Here is a 17190-nt window from a genome sequence, read left to right as displayed (position 1 = left end):
GCCCAATCCTGAAGATCCAAATCAACTACCCGAGCGAATTCCCGAGTATTGTTAGGAACTAAAATTGTGCCTGCCGCAATGGCATGTCTGGCGATCGCCTCATCATTAGCACCCATCGGAGTACCAGACGCAGCCGAGGCCAATTTCACTTTCGTCGTAGCATCTATAGCCGCGCTTCACTGTCACAACGACAACCGCACTGCTGCCAGGCTTACGATTAAGAAAACAATTAAAAGTATGTTGTAACTACAAACATTAATGCTTGTCCCGTCGCATTTGTTCATACATAGCAACGCCCTCTTCATCTTTTCTGCTGATTTATCTGCTTCAATAAGTCTCCGATTTCGTGAGGATCTGCCATGAAGCGCCGCCATTTTTTGTCGTATCTCACTCTTTCCGCGCTGACAGTGCGCAGCGGGCTAATCTGGGCTGCTTCGAGACGCGTAACAACCCAAATCTTGCCGCTATGGCCAGATTTACCGCCGGGCGGTGGCGGTCCTGCTGGCGATCTGGTGATTTCAACCAAAGGCGCGCAGCGTAATATCGTACAGCCCACACTCACCGTATTAACGCCGCCCTCGCCTAATGGTCGCGCGGTATTGATTGCCGCAGGCGGCGGCTATACGCGCATTGAAATGGGTAAAGAAGCCTGGCCCGCTGCAGCCTGGCTGACGGCGCGCGGATATACCGCTTATGTGCTGAGTTATCGTTTACCGCATGAAGGCTGGAAAGATGGTGCGATGGTTTCACTGCAGGATGCACAGCGCGCGCTACGCCTGGTGCGGCAACGGGAAAAATATGTCAGCGTGTTGGGCTTTTCCGCTGGCGGTCATCTGCTCGGTATGGCGGTCACGCGAGCAGATTTTCGATCTTACAGGGCAACCGATACCCTGGATAACCTGCCCGCCACGGCCGATCGCGCGGCGCTGATCTATCCCGTCATCACGCTGGAAGCGCCTTACACCCACACTTCAACCCACAAAATTTTAGTAGGCAACCACGCGCCCGTCAGTGAAAACGCCGCATGGTCAGTGCAGGAGTTTGTCAATCCGCAATCGCCGCCCTTCTTTCTGGTGCAGGCAGAGGACGATCCGATCTCCGATCCGCATAACACGCTGATTATGTCTGACGCCTGTAAGCGTGAGCATGTGCCGGTTGAGATGCATCGCTACAGCAGCGGCGGACATGGATTTGGTATGGGCAGGCCCGGCACGCCGACCATGGCGTGGCCAGAGCACTACGAAAAGTGGTTAAAGAGCTAATCCACCTCAACCGTTTGCTTGCTAATTAATCCCGCCAGCAAGGTCTGCGAACTGGCCACGGCACCAAAAATCCCGCCCTGCATATGGATCATGCTAAGCGCCGCTTCGTGGTGTTTCAGCTCCGTCGCCGCGCAGCAATCTGACAACACCAAACACTCAAAACCGCGATCGTTAGCCTCGCGCAGCGTGGTGTGGACGCAGACATCAGTGGTGATGCCGCTGATGATCAGATTGCGAATACCGCGGCTGCGCAGAATCAGCTCGAGATCGGTAGCGTAAAACGAGCCTTTGCCCGGTTTATCGATGATGACTTCTCCCGGCAATGGCGCCAGTTCCGGGATAATTTCCCAGCCCGGTTCACCGCGCACCAGAATGCGCCCGCACGGACCGGGCGCGCCGATTTCCGCCTGCATGCATCTGGATCGCCAACGCTTATTTGCGGGCAGATCACTTAAATCCGGCCGATGCCCTTCGCGCGTATGGATGATCGGGAAGCCCAACTCGCGCATCGTTGCCAGCACCTGCTGCAGCGGCTTGATAGGCGCGCGCGTTAAGGCAATGTCGTAGCCCATGCTATCGACGTAACCTCCCTTACCGCAGAAATCGGTTTGCATATCGATAACGATCAATGCGGTATCCTGCGGGCTGCAGCGACCGTCATACGGCCACGAGTAAGGGGTTGAATCAATGGCGTAATCAGGCATTTTTTTCCTCCATCACCGTTACTGTGCTTTCACCTTTTAGTTTCACAATAAGCGTATAGCTGGCGGCAGCAGTCATTAGGCCAATCACCGCTTCACCGAACTGTGGGAAAGCGATGTGCGCAATCACCGCACACAAGCTACCAATCGCCCAGGCGGCAAAGGCGCTGCCGCGCATACGGCGCAATTGGCGCTGCTCGCTGATTTTGGCCATGAAGATCAAATCAACAATCATCACTGCGCCAAACGGCGGCACCACGATGCCAAGCAAGCTCAGCCATTCGAGGAAATAGGACCACACGCCAGCCAGCGCCAGCGCCCCGCCAATCACGCCAAGGATCACCGTCCACAGACGCATTTTGCTGCTGAAAAGATGACTAAAGCCGACCGCGCCGTTATACAGGCAGTGCGTACACACCGAACCGAGATTGATAAACACAAACAGGAAAGCAATCACCGACAGCAGCATGCCGTGCCCCATTAGCATTGGCAGGAAGTTGCCGCCGTTACTCGCCGGATCAACCGCCGCGCCCACCGCCACAATCACCACACCAAACAGATAAGAGATAACGTTCGCCACCGGGAACGCTGAGAACGCGGCAATCACCGCCGATTTACCGTCTTTTGACCAGCGGGTGAAATCTGCTGTCATGGTGCCGGAATCGGCAAAACCGGCCACCACCATGGTGACGGCGGTGCCCATGCTCATCGCGCCGACTGCGCTGCTGCTGCCGGTAAACTGCGTGATGGTGCTGAAATCGTGATCCTTACTGATCAGCCACAGCGCCACCAATCCCAACACCACGAACAGCGGCGCAGCGATCATGCCGAGCACGGACAATGCGCGCACGCCGAGGAAGGTGATGGCGGTATACAGCACCATGGCAAACGCCGTCACCGCCAGCGCATTCCAGCCAAAGGTTTGATTAATCACCGTGCCGGTTAACCCGGTCTGGAAGGCGTACCAACCGATCACTACAGTAGAAAGGAAGCCCGAAACCAAAATGTAGCCTTTGGTGCCAAAGGTGCGTTTCGCCTGCAGCGCGAAGTTCATGCCGGTATTACCGGCGAACCAGCTCAGCGCACCCACATAGGCAAACAGCACCAGATTTCCCAGCAGAATGGCAATCAGCGCCGGCCAGAAGCCGAGATGCCAGGTAATGATGCCGCCAAATAGCGCATTGGTGAGGATCATCGGGAAACCAAACCACACCGCCGACACCGAACCCGTCGAGTGGCGATGGCTGAGCGGAACCGGTTCATGCTCGAACTCCTGCTCTAAAGCTGGTGAATTTTTGTTAGTCATGGGCAACTCCGATTGAAACAGGTGTGATGTGATTCCAGGGTTGTATGCGCTCGAACGCGGCACTCGCCGCCAGCACCAGGCCATCGTCGAGATGACGACCCACGATTTGCATGCCAATCGGCAATCCGCTGGCGGTAAAGCCCGCAGGAACAGACGCCGCCGGTTGGCCGGTGAAATTGAACGGGAAGCAGAATGAGAGCCAGTGATCGCTGCGCACCATGCGGCCATCGATGATCTCCGGTCCCTGCATATTGAGCGGGAACGGTGGCACCGCCAGCGTCGGCGACAGCAGCAGATCGTAATGCTGCATAAAGCGCCACATCTGGTTACACAGCTTTTTGCGTGTGGTGTTAGCGTCGGTAAAGGTTTCAGCGCGCCAGTCGCGTTGCAGCATGGCGCTGAGATGCGGTGACATGCGTGCACCCAGTTCAGCGTGCATGTGACGCATGCCGGTGAGATCGCTCTCAAAAGCCACCAGCGCGGCAAAGGTGGCACCTTCATCGGTGATACCGGGATCGACTTCATCCAGTTCAGCGCCGAGCTCACGGGCAAAACGACGCGCGGCCTTTGTGACAATGTCACGCACTTCAGGATCAACGGCGATGTAGCCGAAATCCGCGCTGAAAGCGATGCGCAGACCGCTCAGCGGTTTTTCCAGCGAGGCCAGCCAATCCACGTCGTTGCAGGGAATCGAGTGGCGATCGCGCATATCTGGCCCCGCCATCACCGACATCATCAGCGCGCTGTCGCGCACCGAACGCGTCATCGGGCCGATATGCTCCAGCGACTCCCAGCTGGAAACGCCGGGATAACGCTCATCGCGACAGCCCGGCCATAAGGGTACGCGCCCCATCGACGCTTTCAGGCCAAACACGCCGCAGTGCGCGGCGGGGATTCTTACCGAACCGCCGCCATCGCTGCCCAGCGCAATCGGACACAGGCGCGCCGCCAATGCCGCTCCGGAACCGGCACTCGATCCGCCCGGCGTTTTAGAGAGATCCCACGGATTACGCGGTGATGGAAACAGTGGATTGTGCCCAACGCCGCTATAGCCAAACTCCGGTGCGGTGGTTTTCCCCAGCAGCACCGCATCGGCCGCCACCAGGCGCTCAACGGTGATGTCATCTTCTTCCGGGACAAAATCAGCGTAGGCAGGCGATCCAGAAGTGGTTTTCACGCCTGCGGTACAAATCAGGTCTTTCACCGCCAGCGGAACGCCCGCCAGCGCCCCCAGCGTTTCGCCGCGCGCGCGTTTTGCATCAACAGCGGCCGCCTGTTGCAGCGCCAGCTTTGGCGTAGCGGTACAAAACGCCTGAATCTGCGGCTCGCGCTGCTCCATGCGATTGATGGCGGCTTGCGTCACTTCCTGCGCCGAAACGTCTCCGCCGCGAATTAACGCCGCCAGCGTAGTGGCATCTTCATCCAACAGTGCATCAAACATGCGAATACTCCCGATTTATCACTTATCGGAAACGTTGCAGTTTGCGTGCCAGAAAATTCCATAAACGAGGGCGCTAGCGGCCAGGCCAGATGGGATACGCTCTTGGATACAAGATCGAATACTTATGTTTCTTTACAATGTAGCGGTTGCGATAAGAAGCACGAAAATGGCGCAGTCTTGCGCCACGATGGAGAGCGGCTTAACCGGCCGCAGGAATTAACGCATCCACAACCTGTTCGATCACTTCCACCACACGTTTGACGCGCAGCGGGATAAAGCGCGCATCGGGGAATACCGCGTAGAGAAAACGGTCTGGCAGACGGTATTGGGGCAAGATGCGTACCAGCGAAGCTGATTTTAATGCCTCCTGCACCAGTGGTAACTGCATGCCGCCGACGCCGATGTCCGCCTGCAGCGCCTGCAACAACCCTTCGCTGCTGTTGGCGCGAAACACGGTATTCACGGTTAGCGCTACGGTTTCCTGGTTGGATATCAGGCGCAGCGGTGCCTGTTTGTCGATACCGCTAAAGCGAACATGCGGATGCGCGGCCAGCTCTGCCAGCGAGGTAATCGGTGTTGCGCGTACCCGCTCAGGTGCAGCAAACAGCGGCGTTTCAATACGCGCCAGTAATCTCGCCGGAAACATCTCCGGCGGCATTTCACTCAGGCGCAACGCGATATCCACGCCTTCACTCACCAGTTCAGCCACACGATCGTCGAGCGCAATGGTCAGATGCAGTTCTGGGTTCGCGCGTTGCAGCGCCAGCAAAGGCGGCAGCAAGCGCTGGCCTAATCCGCTGGGTAATTGGATATGCACGCTGCCTTGCAGCGCTTGCTGCGCCGGGCGCAACTGGCTTTCAACGTCCTGCATCGCGGCCAGCAGCGGCTGCATCTGCTGTAAGTATCGCTTGCCCTGCTCGGTCAATTTCATCGCGCGCGTGGTGCGGTGCAACAACACGATGCCGAGTTCCTCCTCCAGCGCCGCGATTTGCTGGCTCACGGCGGATTGCTTCATCCCGCTCAGGCGCGCTGCTGCCGAAAACGATCCGGCTTCCGCCACGCGAAGGAAGGTATTGATGGCGTTGAGTTTATTATTCATTTAATGATTTTTCTGATAAGTGGCATCTGGATAGTGGGATATCAGCAATAAAAATAATAGATAACACTGTGCCTGTCTTGTTCACAGGAGAATCATCATGTCGCAAACACATCACGTCGCGCTGGTCGCGGGCGCAACCGGCATTGTCGGCAGTGAGTTGGTAAAAACGCTGCGTCAGCAGGATTGGCAGGTGATCGGCCTGACGCGCCAGCCTGCAATCTCAACGCACGATATCCCTTTCATCCATGTCGATCTGCTGGATGCGCAGCACAGTGCACAGGCACTGGCCCCGCTTAATCAGGTCACGCATATTTTCTACAGTGCCTGGCTGAATGCTGCCAACTGGCGTGAAATGGTCGAACCCAACGTGACGATGCTGCGCAATCTGGTGGTTAACATCGATAAAATCGCGCAGTTGCGCAGCGTCAGTTTGATGCAGGGCTACAAAGTGTATGGCGCGCATCTGGGACCGTTCAAAACGCCCGCGCGCGAAAGCGATCCCGGCGTCGCGGGAGCCGAATTCAATGCGCAACAGCTGCGTTGGCTAAGTGACTTTCAGCGCGGTAAAAGCTGGCACTGGCACGCCTTGCGTCCCGGCGTGGTCGGCAGCGCGGTACCCGGTAATGCCATGAACCTGGCGCTGAGCATCGCGCTCTACGCATCGCTGTGTAAAGCTCAGGGCTTACCGCTACGTTTTCCCGGTTCATCGCACGCCTGGCAGAGCATGGTCGATCATACCGATGCGGGATTACTTGCGCAGGCCACGCTGTGGGCGGCCAATGCGCCCGGCGCGCGCAATCAAGCTTTCAACGTTAACAACGGCGATTTATGGCGCTGGAGTGAGCTGTGGCCTGCGATTGCCCGGTGGTTTGAACTGGAAAGCGCGCCGGCGGTGAATCTGTCGTTTTCTCAGCTGTTTCAGGATTACCGCGCGCTATGGCAAACCATCGCTATAGAACATCAGCTGATCGCGCCGGATATCTTGCAGCTGAATGATGGGCTGTTTGCCGATTTTGTTTTTGGCTGGGATTACGACATGTTTGGTGACGGCAGTAAAATACGGCGCGCGGGTTTTAACGGCTATCAGGCAACGGATGAGATGTTCTTTGCTCTGTTTGCGCAGTTACGCGCAGCACGCATTATTCCTTAACGCTAACAGGGAAGCCTGTGCTTCCCTGTTATTACTTCATTAATGCAGAATGGTTTTGGAGAAAACCTGAATCACCACAATGCCTAACCCGATTAACATCAAGCCCGCTATTGCAGCGAAATCCAGTTTCTGGTTGTAGAAAAAATAAGACATGACCGACACCAAAAATATACCCATTCCGGCCCAGATAGAATAAGCAATGCCGACATTCATCTGTTTAACCACTTGAGATAATCCATAAAATGAAATGGCATAACCTATTACCACAACCACGCTGGGAATAAGGCGTGAGAATCCTTGCGAGGCCTTCATCATGGTTGTGGCAATCGTCTCAGCGACGATGGATATCGCCAGTATCACGTAAACATTATTCATAAAGCCCTCTTAAATGCCCGAGTAAACACGCGTTATAGAGTAGCTGTTAGAGGTTGTTTTTCCAACGGATTAAATCGCGCTTCAGTAACGTCAGACCAATCGCCACCACCATAATATCTTTAAAAATAAACGAATCGAGTCCGCCTAACTGCGGTAACAGACTTAAGGTAACTAACCCGGTAAGTATCAACAATCCAGCGCCGATCATACCTAACAGTGGACGTTTAAAGCCTGCGATGAGCAGAATAACCGTCGTCATCTCTACTACGCCCAGGAAATAGCTGCTGCCATGAAGACCGAGGAAGTAGGGAAATATACTCAGCCATGTTTTCATAAATAGGGGTGCCAGCGCCTGAACTTCGAATTCAAACCACTTCGCCACACCAAAAACCAGGAAAATAATAATCACCGATAATCGCAATACCATCGGTTCTTTGCTCGCGAGGAAATGGACCACTCGTGAAGTACAGACTTGATTAGCTGTTGTCATAATAAACTCTCCAGTGATTTATGCAGCCAGCTTAATAAGAAATGAGCTGGCATAAAGTCATGGTTCATGATGTCGATTACATCTCAACGCTGTCATATAAGGTGGCGGTGGCATAACCCTGCTGACGCGTATTGATATAGGTCACTCGATAAAAATCACTGCCCGTCATCTCGGCTTTCGCCATTAGTTTTGTCACCAGTTCACTGTGCGTGCCGCCCTGCACGCTGATACTGCCGGAACGCACCACATTTTCACTGCTGTTACGCGTGAGTTCCTGAGCTGCGTTAGAGAAAAATGGGATCAAAAGCAAAACTGCGATGATTGCGCTTTTCATGATATCTTCCTTTTGTTAGTGTTCGCTAAAATATATAACGCAACCGAAGAGCAAACGCACCACATTTTATTAGTTAACGCTAAAATATGTGATGGATTTATCAGAAAGTTCAGGTCGGAAGGGAGTTATGTCAATGAATGTCAAAAAAAAATCAGGCAGACCACGTTTGTTACCCAAAGAAGAGCTGGCGGCGATCATGTTCTCGATCTTTGCCAACAAAGGTTATGAAGCCACCTCACTCAACGATCTTACCCAGGCAACCGGTACCAAGCCCGCCACCTTGTACCAGGCTTTTGGTAATAAAGAAGGGATGTTTATCGCTGCGCTTGAACATTACAAAGCGACGTGGCTGCCAGATTTAGAGGCGATTCTTTCCTCTGAAGAATTGAGTTTTAGCAACAAGATTAAGCAGTTCCTTTTTTCGGCATTTAACCTTTTTTCCTGCGAAGGCAAACCGCCAGGCTGCTTGTTGGTGTTTTCCGCGCTCACATTTCGCCCTGAAGCCTCATCGTTAGGCGCGGAGTTATTCAACGAACGTCATGCATTTAAAGCGTGGATAATCGAGGAAGCGCAGCTTGCACAGCAGAACAACACCCTGTCATGCAAATTATCTCCTGACGAAGCCGCTGAATTTATTCTGACTTTCGAAAGTGGTTTAGCCCTGATGGCGCTGGATAATCCCGACCAGGAAGTGATTAACAGTATGATCGATAAGGTGATCGACGCAGTAATGTGCGAGTGATACTGAGCATTGTGATGTTAAAAACAGCCATATCTCCGCTTGGTTAATCGCTATATACTCTGGTGCATATCGAATTCAGGAGCTTTTATGCATACCTATTTTAAGCGGATTATTCTGGCGGGATTACTCACTTTCACCTCGTTGCATAGCTATGCCAGCCGCATCGTCACCGATCAAATTGGCCGTCAGGTGAAGATTCCGAACAGGATTGATCGCGTGGTGGTGCTGCAGCACCAAACTCTGAACCTGCTGGTGCAGCTCAACGCCACCGATAAAATCGTCGGGATTTTGGCGAACTGGAAACAGCAGTTAGGTGAGGGTTATGCGCAATTAGTGCCGGAGCTGACGCACAAAGCAATGCTCGGTGATTTGACGCATGTCGATCTCGAAAAGCTGGTGGCACTGCATCCGCAGGTGGTGTTTGTCACCAACTATGCGCCGAAAGAGATGATCGACCAGATTTCTGCCCTGGGCATTCCGGTGCTGGCGATCTCACTGCGTCACGATGACGCCGGTCAGCAAGGCAAAATGAATCCCAGTATGCAGAATGAAGATCAGGCTTACGATCTCGGCATTAAGGAAGGCATCACGCTAATTGGCAATGTGGTTAACAAGCCAAAACAGGCACAGGAACTGATTGATGCCGCCTTTGCCGGACGCAAAATCATCAGCGATCGTTTAAAAAATATGTCTGAACAGCAGCGCGTGCGTGCCTATATGGCGAATCCCGACCTCACCACTTACGGCTCGGGCAAATATACTGGCTTGATGATGGCGCATGCGGGCGCATTCAATGTCGCTGCCGCGACCGTGCAGGGTTTCAAGCAGGTCAGCATGGAACAGGTAGTGGCGTGGAATCCGCAAGTGATTTTCGTGCAGGATCGCTATCCCAACGTGGTGCAGGAGATCCAGCAGGATGCGCGCTGGCAAACCATTGATGCTGTGAAAAATCATCGGGTGTGGCTGATGCCGGAATACGCCAAAGCGTGGGGCTATCCGATGCCAGAAGCGATTGGCCTCGGAGAGCTGTGGATGGCGAAAAAGCTCTACCCGGAAAAATTCCACGACATCAATATGCAACAACAAGCCGATCGCTGGTATCAGCGCTTCTACCGGACGCACTATCATGACCACGCTCAAGATTCTGGCGGCCGGTAGTTTGCGCGCGGCGTGGCCGGATCTGGTGGCGGCATTTATCTCTTCAGCCACAGCGCAGCTCATCTTGCACCAGCATGGTTTCCAATCCACGGTTTAAACCGCGATAGCCAACAATACCATGCACAACAGCAGAACATAGACACGCGCATGCCAGACATCGGGCACCGCCGGAATACAGCGCCGGGCAAACACGATCCCGATAAAACCGGCGGCCACCAGCAGCAGTAAAATTTTCAGGCTGATAAAGCCGAGATAACCGCTGACGGGAATCTGCTGCCAGCCGCTGATGGCGTAAGTTATCGCGCCAAAAACGGCGACCGGCAGCGACAGCGGATTGGCCGCGCTGACGCAGTCGCGCATGGCATAACCATGACGCCGCAGCAGCGGCACGGTCATTACGCTGCCGCCAACGCCGAGCATGGCGGCGATCACACCAATCATTGTGCCGCCCGCGCTGACGGTCAACCGCGACAACCTTCGCGGTGCAGTGCGGCTAAAGAAGCCTTTCCGCAGCAGGCAATCAGCGATAGTCACCATCATGTAAAGCATAAACAGCCTGCGCACCCAAATGTCGCTCATCACGCCCGCCAGCCACGATCCCATCACCGCTCCGAGCGCGATAAACCAAATTAGCGGCAACAAAGGAACATCATGCAATTTGCCAGCCCGCCAGTTTTGATAACTGGCCCAGCCGGCGTTGAAAATCATCACGGCGGTCGAGGTTGCCACCGCGATATGCATCGCCTGCGACGCCAGTAGCGGCTGCTGCAACAACAATTGATAGACAAACGGCACCACGACAAAACCGCCGCCAAAGCCAAATAGCATCGTGGTAATTCCAGTGGCAAAACCCGCCAGCCCAATAATTAACAGCTCGTCCATCGCCTTTCTCTGCATCATGAAAAGAGTGATGCAGCTTACGCAGCAAGCTGCCCACTTCCCATTTGCGCAGCGCTCATTTACCCTTGCAAATCAGTCAATTTGCGGTGGATGTCGGTGATGCGAAATAGCCACATTGATGCATACGACCATATTGATCGTGACGTGGTGGCGCTGGGCAATGACTACGCGCAGAGATTTGTGCTGCCAGAGCATCGCCATCGCCGCGCGCAGCTGCTGTATGGCGCAACGGGTTTGATGCACGTCGCAACGCAGGCGGGCGAATGGGTGGTACCGCCGCAGCATGCGGTGTGGATTCCGCCAAACACTGCGCACAGCGTTAAGTTTGTGGGTGTCTCGACGCGCAGTCTGTATATCGAGCCGGTTTGTGCGGCAGCTCTGCGTGAAAGCGATCGCTGTCGCGTCATCAGCGTCTCGCCGCTGCTGCGACAGCTATTGATTGAAGCCGTTGATTTACCGCTGTTATACGCATCCGATCGCGATCGAGCGCTGGTGCAGTTGCTGCTGCTGGAGCTAGCGGCGATGCCTGTAAGGGAATTTGATATTCCACTGCCGCAACATCCGGCGCTGTTGGCGCAATGCCAGAACTTCTTACAAGCACCAACCATTCACAACCCGGCCGATCGTTGGGCCAGCACACTGTTTATGAGTCCCAGCACCTTCCGCCGCCATTTCCTGCAGCAGACCGGCTTGTCCTTTTCCGCCTGGCGACAGCGCGCCTGTGTGGTAACGGCGCTGGCGTGGCTGGTGGCGGGCAAATCGATAAACGAGGTGGCGCTCTCGCTCGGCTATGACAGCAGCTCCGCTTTCTCCACCATGTTCCGTCGCGTCACCGGTCAGGCGCCATCATTTTACATCGACCATGACTGAGCAAAGTTTCACCACTCATTTGGCGATTTCAGGCTGAAAATCGGCTTTTTGAGGCTACGATATCATGCATAACACACTGAAAATAATCTTATTCCTTTTGAAACAGATACGTGTCGAAATTCAGGCGGTTAACTGCTGCTGCACCGCGTCGAGAAACGCCCGCAGCGCCGCCGGTTGCCGTTCGCGCGACATGTAGAGGCCATAGATGGCCAGCGTTTTTGGCTGATAAGCCGACAGCACGGTTTGTAGCTGTCCATTGTCGAGGGCGTGACGCGCCTCCATTTCCGGCACCATCGCTAAACCGCAACCGGCAATCGCCGCATCACACAACACCGACGAGATACCGGCGCTGAAATTCCCTTGCACTGCCGCTGAAAGGGTTTCGCCCTGCGCATCGGAAAACTGCCAGCTCTGCCCGGCGAAACGGCTGTAATGCAGGCAATTATGCTGTGCGAGATCGGCAGGCGTTTGCGGCGCACCGCGCGCTTGCAGATAGCCAGGCGAGGCGCACACCACCGAAACACATTCGCCTAAACGTCGGGCAATGGCGCCAGGTTCGGGATCGTCGGTAATCCGCACCGCCACATCAATGCGTTCGCCGATTAAACTCACCGGTTGATTGTTGATCTCCAGTTCGATACGCACCGTCGGAAAACGCGCGAGAAATGCCGGAATTATCGGGCCCAGAATATGCGTGGCGGTGGAGTGCGCGCAGGCGACGCGCAAGGTGCCGTGCGGTTCGCTATCCGCGCCCTGCTCGGCAATCTCTTCAGCCAATCTCGCCAGCGCGCGCGATTTTTCGAGGATCTTCTCGCCAGCGGGCGTAATGGTCAGTTTGCGCGATGAGCGGTGCAGCAAACGTGCACCGGCCCACTTCTCCATTTCATCCAGATAGCGGCTGACCATCGGCCGCGAAATATCCAGCGCACGCGCTGCGGCACTTAAGCTGCCCAGCTCGCAAATGCGATTAAATACCGTTGCCGCCGTGACTCTGTCCATGTTGGCTCCATCTGATCGTTTTATGAAACTGATCATATCCAGTTTCGGGAATTCTACCAGCCAGCAATTTCTCTACAATAAAGCCCTCAAAGACGGCGAGGTGCCGGATAAAGGAAAATTCGATGAAAATGAAAACGTTGACGCTGGCATTGGCCTTTGCCGCCCTGCCGGCCTTCGCTGCGCCGCTCAATTTAGACGTGTATAACCCGCAGGAGAACGGCATTTTCCCGGTCTCTTCGACGCTGGTTTCTGGTCCGCATGAAGCGATACTGTTTGATGCGCAGTTCAGCACCAAAGACGGCGAGAAGCTGGTGCAGATGATCAATGCCAGCGGCAAGAAGCTGACGCAGATTGTTATTACCTCCGGCGATCCTGATTTCTATTTTGGTCTGGAACCGATTGTAAAAGCGTTCCCGCAGGTGAAGATCGTGGCAACGCCGGAGGTGGTAAAACACATCGAAGCCAGTAAAGCCGCCAAGCTGGCATATTGGGGGCCGCAGATGAAGGACGGCGCGCCAAAGCAGCTATATGTTCCGCAGATTACGCATGCCACGACGTTTAACGTTGATGGTGAAACGCTGGAACTGCGTCACGCCAATGATTACGCGGCTTACGTGTGGATCCCGGCGAACAAAGCGATTATCGGCGGCACCGGCGTGGCTTCCGGCATTCACGTCTGGACCGCCGATACGCAAACACCTGTTATTCGTCAGCAGTGGCGCAATGTGCTGAGCGAGATGCAAAAGCTGCAACCTAAGCAGGTGATTCCGGGCCATTATCTCGGCGAGCGCCCGGCGGGTGATGCGGCTGTTACTTTCACTTTGAACTACCTGCAAACTTTTGAGAAAGCGCTGCAGAAGCATAAAGGTTCGGCACAGGTGATCGAGACCATGAAAGCCCCTTATCCGCATCTGCCGGAGGAGAGTTCATTGGATTTGAGCGCCAAAGTGAATACCGGCGAGATGAAGTGGTAATTGATGTTTCAGTGAGTGAGGTCGCCATAAATGGCGACCAGCATCGCAGCAGTAAATCCAGCAAATACAAAGCAAGTTTGATTTGATAGGATTTTGGCCCGAATTTGCGAAATAAGGTGGCGGGTCATGCCTCAAAAGAAGGCGACGCTGATTGGCTTGCTGGCCATTCTGCTGTGGAGCGCGATTGTAGGACTGATTAAAAATGTCAGCGAAGGATTCGGCGCGGTAGGCGGCGCGGCGCTTATCTACAGCGCCAGCGCTATTTTGCTGATTTTCACCGTAGGCTTGCCAAAGCTGCGCGCTTTCCCGCGCAGTTATTTGATTATCGGCAGCGTGCTGTTCGTCTGTTATGAACTCTGCCTGTCACTCTCATTAGGCTTTACCCACAGCGGTCGCCAGGCGATTGAGGTTGGCATGGTCAATTATCTGTGGCCAAGTTTGACCATTGTTTTCGCGGTGATAGTGAATCGACAAAAAACCCATCCGCTGATTATTCCGGGTGTGTTGCTGGCGATTGCCGGCATTTGTCGCGTGTTGGGCGGCGACCAGGGTTTTTCATTCAGCGAAATCGCCCATAACGTGATGGATAATCCGTTGAGTTACGGCCTGGCGCTGAGCGGCGCGGTTATCTGGGCGGTGTATTGTGTGGTAACCAAAAAAATTGCTAACGGCAGCAATGGTATAACGCTGTTCTTTATCCTGACTGCGCTGACGTTGTGGCTGAAGTTTTTGCTCTCACCCCAGCCGCCGTTTGTGTTATCCCCTGAAGTTTGTATCAGTCTGGCGCTTGCTGCGATGGCGATGGGTTTTGGCTATGCCGCATGGAATGTCGGCATTCTGCATGGCAACGTGACCATTTTGGCCGCCGCGTCTTACTTCATTCCGATTATCTCTTCGATTCTCGCCGCCTTTATTCTGCGCTCGCATCTGACCGTCGCCTTCTGGCAGGGCACCGCGATGGTCAGCCTTGGATCGCTGATGTGCTGGTGGTCAACGCGCGTGCAGCAAGCATAATGCTTATCCTGAGAACAAAATTAACTCGTTGATCATTTCCTGCACAGATCGCGATGTGTTGCTACTATAGCGACGCAACACACAGCAATGCGTTGCTACGAGAATTTCAGATTGGTAACCTTTACCTGGCCCGCGCTTAGCGGGCTTTTTTTTTGCCGGTTATAAATAACGCGGCTTTTCGGTGCGGAAGCCGAGGCCAATCAAGCGGCCAAACAGATGGCGCAGGAACGGAAAACGGCTGATGATCTGCGGCACTTTGCTTGGTGTGCTGCGTTTGCGCTTGTTGCTGCTCATTTTGATTTGCAGGAATTGGGTGGCGACGGTTGGGAACTGGCGGCGCTGCTGCACTTTTTGCAGATCGTGCAAGGCTACATTGCCCTGCTGCAGCGGTTTGGTCAGCATATTGGCTGCGGCCACCGCATCCTGAATCGCCAGGTTAACCCCCACGCCGCCAATCGGCGACATGGCATGCGCAGCATCGCCGATACAGAGCACGCCAGGTTTCATCCAGCGATCGAGGCGGTCAATGCGAATCGACAACAGCTTAAGTTTGTCCCACTCATCAACTTCCGCCATGCGCTCTGCACTGAACGGAGCCACCTGCGCCATGGTGCTTTTTAGCGCGTCCAATCCCGCCAGCTTTAACTCGTCGAACTGATTTTTCTGAATGGTGTAGCCGCACTGCCAGTAATCACCACGATCGATAACGATAAAGTTTTGCTTCGGACCTTTATGACCCATGCCGAGTTGCGGATCGTCGGGATGTTTCTCAAGCCGAAACCACAATACATCGCGTGGCGCACCAAAGCTTTTTCCGGTTAATCCGGCTTTGGCTTTGACCTGCGAATTGCGGCCATCAGCACCTATTACTAAAGCGGTGCGTATGATGTGACACTCGTTACCCTGTAACGTTTTTACACCACTGATTACGCCATTTTCATAAATAAAGTCATCAAATGCGGTGGATTGCAGCAGGGTAAACCCCGGAAATTCGGCGGCTTTTTTAGCGAGAAAATTGAGGAAATCCCACTGCGGCATAAAGGCGATAAAGCGGCACTCAACCGGTAGACGTGAGAAATCCGCCATGGTGATCTCTTCACCCGCCACTTCCGCCTGCAGCTTCTCCGCGCGCTGGTGCGGCAAAGTGAGCAGCTCATCGAGCAATCCCAGCTGGCGCATGATCTCCAGCGTTGAGGGATGAATGGTGTCGCCACGAAAATCGCGCAGGAAGTCGGGGTGTTTTTCAATAACCACGGCGCGTAAGCCCGCGCGCGCCAGTAGATAGCCCAGCATTAATCCCGCCGGGCCGCCGCCAACGATACAACAATCCGCGCTTATCGCGTTTTCCTGTGCTGCCTGCATCCTCTGCCTCACGCCAAAAATGATAATCGTTATCATTTATAGCATAACCTGGCGCTAATGTGATGAAACGAACGTCGATGCCTGATGCGCCGGCGGCACGGCAAAGTTGCGCTGCATGCGTTTGATCTCTTCGGCCGGCGGTAAACCGAACAGGCGTTTGAACTCACGATTAAACTGCGAGGCGCTTTCATAGACCACCGCGTGACAGGCCGCAGCCGCCGTCATCTCCTGACGTACCATCAACATGCGCGCCTGATGCAATCGTACCGACTTCACATACTGCATCGGCGGCTGATTGGTGATGCTTTTAAAATGGGTGTGAAAAGTGGGCACGCTCATGCCCGCCAGCGACGCGAGTTGTCCCAGCGTTAGCGGCTGCGCATAGTGCGCGTGAATGTGGCTCAGCGCTTTGCCCACTTTGCCAAATTGGCCTTGCAAGGTTAATGCCGCTCGCAGCGCGCTGCCCTGCGCACCGGTCAGCACGCGATAATAGAGTTCACGCACCAGCGCTGGACCCAGCATCTTCGCATCCAGCGGATGATTTAGCGTTGTGAGAAAGCGCAACACCGTCTCGCGCAACGTCTGATCCATGGGGCTCGACATCATGCTCTGCGCCGCCTGGCTCTCAAACGCCACATCTTGCTGCTCCAGCTGCAACAGCAATTCCGTCGCCACGCTGAAATCAAGATGCAGGTAAATCGCCAGCAGCGGATGTTCCGCCGATGCCGCGGTTTCCATGGTAAAAGGCACCGGCACCGCAACCGCCAGATAGTGCTGCTCATCGTGGAGATAAACCTGATCGCCAAAGAAGCCGCGTTTCGATCCCTGACAAACAATCACGATGCCCGGGTCGTACAGCACCGGCGTACGCGCCAGCGGCCGATCGGAACGCAGGATGCGTACGTCCGGCAGCGCGGTGAGGTTGTAACCTTCCTGCGGCGCTAACGTTTTAAGCAGTTTTACGGTTTGCTGCTGGAGCGTTTCTTTCATCGAATAACATCACATTCATAATA

Annotated in this window: 19 protein-coding genes; 8 read left to right on the top strand and 11 right to left on the bottom strand. The window is 54.5% G+C overall.

The window, feature by feature from the left end; genetic code table 11:
• Positions 1–359: 359 nt before the first annotated feature.
• A complete protein-coding gene (locus tag FCN45_RS22335) occupies positions 360–1262 on the top strand; it encodes an alpha/beta hydrolase (protein WP_137387324.1) in 903 nt (300 codons plus the stop codon).
• On the opposite strand, the gene FCN45_RS22330 is transcribed toward FCN45_RS22335, so the two are convergent.
• The 4 genes from FCN45_RS22330 to FCN45_RS22315 all read right to left on the bottom strand — a co-directional run bounded on the left by FCN45_RS22330 (position 1259) and on the right by FCN45_RS22315 (position 5809).
• Positions 1259–1966, bottom strand: coding sequence for a cysteine hydrolase family protein (locus FCN45_RS22330; protein ID WP_137387323.1), 708 nt, complete (start codon positions 1964–1966; stop codon positions 1259–1261). The genes FCN45_RS22335 and FCN45_RS22330 overlap by 4 nt on opposite strands.
• Positions 1959–3269 carry a cytosine permease gene (locus FCN45_RS22325; protein WP_137387322.1) on the bottom strand — a complete coding sequence of 437 codons (1311 nt, stop codon included), beginning with the start codon at positions 3267–3269 and terminating at the stop codon, positions 1959–1961. Before FCN45_RS22325 ends, FCN45_RS22330 begins: the two co-directional genes overlap by 8 nt.
• Positions 3262–4710 (bottom strand): amidase, encoded by a 1449-nt coding sequence (locus tag FCN45_RS22320; protein ID WP_137387321.1) that lies wholly within the window; start codon positions 4708–4710, stop codon positions 3262–3264. Before FCN45_RS22320 ends, FCN45_RS22325 begins: the two co-directional genes overlap by 8 nt.
• Positions 4711–4909: 199 nt before the next feature.
• Positions 4910–5809: a LysR family transcriptional regulator gene (locus FCN45_RS22315; RefSeq protein WP_137387320.1), complete on the bottom strand. Its 900-nt coding sequence runs from the start codon at positions 5807–5809 to the stop codon at positions 4910–4912.
• 97 nt (positions 5810–5906) lie between these two features.
• Here FCN45_RS22315 and FCN45_RS22310 point away from each other — a divergent pair, with 97 nt between their 5' ends.
• Complete coding sequence (locus FCN45_RS22310; protein WP_137387319.1) at positions 5907–6959, top strand: SDR family oxidoreductase; 1053 nt, start codon at positions 5907–5909, stop codon at positions 6957–6959.
• A gap of 39 nt (positions 6960–6998) precedes the next feature.
• On the opposite strand, the gene FCN45_RS22305 is transcribed toward FCN45_RS22310, so the two are convergent.
• The 3 genes from FCN45_RS22305 to FCN45_RS22295 all read right to left on the bottom strand — a co-directional run bounded on the left by FCN45_RS22305 (position 6999) and on the right by FCN45_RS22295 (position 8158).
• Positions 6999–7334 (bottom strand): multidrug efflux SMR transporter, encoded by a 336-nt coding sequence (locus tag FCN45_RS22305; protein ID WP_101761572.1) that lies wholly within the window; start codon positions 7332–7334, stop codon positions 6999–7001.
• Positions 7335–7380: 46 nt separating this feature from the next.
• On the bottom strand, positions 7381–7824 hold the full coding sequence (locus FCN45_RS22300; protein ID WP_137387318.1) for a DUF417 family protein: 444 nt from the start codon (positions 7822–7824) through the stop codon (positions 7381–7383).
• Positions 7825–7900: 76 nt separating this feature from the next.
• A complete protein-coding gene (locus FCN45_RS22295; RefSeq protein WP_137387317.1) occupies positions 7901–8158 on the bottom strand; it encodes a YdgH/BhsA/McbA-like domain containing protein in 258 nt (85 codons plus the stop codon).
• Between the two features lie 91 nt (positions 8159–8249).
• Here FCN45_RS22295 and FCN45_RS22290 point away from each other — a divergent pair, with 91 nt between their 5' ends.
• The 3 genes from FCN45_RS22290 (at position 8250) to FCN45_RS23840 (ending at position 10155) form a co-directional block, all read left to right on the top strand.
• The gene (locus FCN45_RS22290) at positions 8250–8900 is read left to right on the top strand and encodes a TetR/AcrR family transcriptional regulator (protein WP_246862573.1); all 651 of its coding nucleotides are present in this window, start codon (positions 8250–8252) and stop codon (positions 8898–8900) included.
• An 87-nt stretch (positions 8901–8987) separates the two neighbouring features.
• Positions 8988–10058 carry an ABC transporter substrate-binding protein gene (locus tag FCN45_RS22285; RefSeq protein ID WP_137387316.1) on the top strand — a complete coding sequence of 357 codons (1071 nt, stop codon included), beginning with the start codon at positions 8988–8990 and terminating at the stop codon, positions 10056–10058.
• Positions 10027–10155, top strand: coding sequence for a hypothetical protein (locus FCN45_RS23840; RefSeq protein ID WP_256377440.1), 129 nt, complete (start codon positions 10027–10029; stop codon positions 10153–10155). The genes FCN45_RS22285 and FCN45_RS23840 overlap by 32 nt, the downstream gene beginning before the upstream one ends.
• Here the strand turns inward: FCN45_RS23840 and FCN45_RS22280 are convergent.
• On the bottom strand, positions 10152–10940 hold the full coding sequence (locus FCN45_RS22280; protein WP_137387315.1) for a sulfite exporter TauE/SafE family protein: 789 nt from the start codon (positions 10938–10940) through the stop codon (positions 10152–10154). The genes FCN45_RS23840 and FCN45_RS22280 overlap by 4 nt on opposite strands.
• 117 nt (positions 10941–11057) lie before the next feature.
• On the opposite strand from FCN45_RS22280, the gene FCN45_RS22275 reads away from it, so the two are divergent.
• Positions 11058–11828 (top strand): helix-turn-helix transcriptional regulator, encoded by a 771-nt coding sequence (locus FCN45_RS22275; protein WP_137387314.1) that lies wholly within the window; start codon positions 11058–11060, stop codon positions 11826–11828.
• A 120-nt stretch (positions 11829–11948) separates the two neighbouring features.
• Here the strand turns inward: FCN45_RS22275 and FCN45_RS22270 are convergent, their stop codons facing one another.
• Entirely contained in the window at positions 11949–12827 is an 879-nt protein-coding gene (locus tag FCN45_RS22270; protein WP_137387313.1) for a LysR family transcriptional regulator, read from the bottom strand.
• A 122-nt stretch (positions 12828–12949) separates the two neighbouring features.
• Between FCN45_RS22270 and FCN45_RS22265 the strand changes: the two genes are divergently transcribed.
• Together FCN45_RS22265 and yddG are read left to right on the top strand one after the other, a co-directional pair.
• Positions 12950–13801, top strand: a complete 852-nt coding sequence (locus FCN45_RS22265; protein ID WP_137387312.1) for a Vmh family MBL fold metallo-hydrolase — start codon at positions 12950–12952, stop codon at positions 13799–13801.
• Positions 13802–13927: 126 nt separating this feature from the next.
• A complete protein-coding gene (gene yddG / locus FCN45_RS22260; protein WP_137387311.1) occupies positions 13928–14815 on the top strand; it encodes an aromatic amino acid DMT transporter YddG in 888 nt (295 codons plus the stop codon).
• Positions 14816–14974: 159 nt separating this feature from the next.
• On the opposite strand, the gene FCN45_RS22255 is transcribed toward yddG, so the two are convergent.
• Together FCN45_RS22255 and FCN45_RS22250 are read right to left on the bottom strand one after the other, a co-directional pair.
• Positions 14975–16177, bottom strand: coding sequence for an FAD-dependent oxidoreductase (locus FCN45_RS22255; RefSeq protein ID WP_137387310.1), 1203 nt, complete (start codon positions 16175–16177; stop codon positions 14975–14977).
• Positions 16178–16231: 54 nt separating this feature from the next.
• A complete protein-coding gene (locus FCN45_RS22250; RefSeq protein WP_137387309.1) occupies positions 16232–17167 on the bottom strand; it encodes an AraC family transcriptional regulator in 936 nt (311 codons plus the stop codon).
• Positions 17168–17190: the final 23 nt, after the last annotated feature.

Source organism: Pantoea sp. SO10 (assembly GCF_005281435.1).
In the GTDB taxonomy this organism is placed as follows: domain Bacteria; phylum Pseudomonadota; class Gammaproteobacteria; order Enterobacterales; family Enterobacteriaceae; genus Pantoea; species Pantoea leporis.
The sequence above is the reverse complement of the archived record's forward strand: the minus strand, read 5'-3'. Positions and strand labels throughout refer to the sequence as shown.